Annotated in this window: 1 protein-coding gene; it reads left to right on the top strand. The window is 60.3% G+C overall.

Annotated features, from left to right (window positions below):
- Positions 1–1475, top strand: a 1475-nt coding sequence (locus tag FY112_RS02945) for a KUP/HAK/KT family potassium transporter (protein WP_246700588.1), incomplete at both ends; no start/stop codon positions are given.

Genomic DNA, 1475 nt, shown 5'->3' with positions numbered 1-1475 from the left:
GATCACGCCTGCCTTGTCGGTCATGTCGGCGCTGGAAGGCCTGAAACTGGTCACGCCGGCCTTTGCCGAATACGTTCCGCTGGCATCAGCTGCGATCATGATCGTTCTCTTTGCTGTCCAGTCGAAGGGAACCGCCGCCGTCTCCATCTTTTTCGGGCCAATAACGGTGTTGTGGTTTCTGGCTATGGCGGCAGGCGGCCTGATCCATATCGGCGACGATTGGAGGATTCTGGAGGCGCTCAATCCAATCAATGCGTTCCTGTTCCTCACCCATGCCGGCAGCGTCGGCCTCATTGTGCTCGGCGCCGTTTTTCTGACCGTGACGGGCGCCGAAGCGCTCTATGCCGATCTCGGGCATTTCGGGCGCCGCCCGATCCAGATGGCATGGTTCGTGCTCGTTTTTCCTGCCCTACTTCTGAACTATCTCGGCCAAGGCGCGCTCGTTCTCGCCCATCCGGAAGCCGCCACCAATCCGTTCTTTCTGATGTATCCCGACTGGGCCTTGCTGCCGGTGGTTATTCTGGCGACGATGGCAACGATCATCGCCAGCCAGGCGGTGATCACAGGCGCATTTTCGCTGGCCCGCTCGGCGGTTCACCTCGGCTTCCTGCCGAGGCTCAGGATCAAGTTCACGTCGGAGACCAACACCGGCCAGATCTACGTGCCGGCCGTCAATCTTCTCCTGCTGGTCGGCGTCTTGATGCTGATCTTTTCCTTCGGCGACTCCGAGTCGCTGGCGACGGCCTACGGCATCTCGGTGACCGGAACCATGGTCATCTCGACCATGCTGGTCTTCCAGTTTCTCCGAGCCGTCTGGGGCTACTCCCTCGTGCTCGCCGCCGTCTTGCTGCTACCGCTCTTCATCATCGAAGTTCTGTTCCTGGCGGCCAACCTCTTGAAGATCCACGATGGCGGCTGGGTTCCGGTCGCCCTTGCGCTGGCGATCATGATCATGATGTGGACATGGACCCGAGGCCAGGCCTATCTGAAGAGATTGCGGGCCAACAACGAGATCCCGCTCGATTCCTTCATCAGGTCGATCGAGCGAAAGTCGGAGCATTCCCCGGTCACCGTTCCGGGAACGGCCGTCTTCCTGACCAGTGTCCCGGATCGCACGCCGAACGTCCTGCTCCACAATCTCAAGCACAATCACGTGCTCCACGAACAAAACGTCATCCTGACCGTCTGGACCGAGGACGAACCTTATGTTCCCGACAGCCGCCGCATCAAGATCAGCCAGCTCTCGCCGCGTTTCGTGCGCCTCGACATCACCTTCGGCTTCATGGACGACCCCGACGTCACCAGGGCTCTGGCTCTCTGCCGGGAAAGCGGCTTCAAGTTCGAGATCATGAGGACCTCTTTCTATCTCGGCCGCCGGAACCTCGTCAGGACGCCGAACACCGGCTTGCCCGCCTGGCAGGAGCGTATATTCATGGGGCTGGAGGGCTTGGCGATCGATCCCTCCGATTACTTCA

It is taken from the genome of Rhizobium sp. PEPV16 (genome assembly GCF_008919455.1).
In the GTDB taxonomy this organism is placed as follows: Bacteria; Pseudomonadota; Alphaproteobacteria; order Rhizobiales; family Rhizobiaceae; genus Rhizobium; species Rhizobium leguminosarum_Q.
This window is presented reverse-complemented; position numbering and strand designations above follow the sequence as displayed.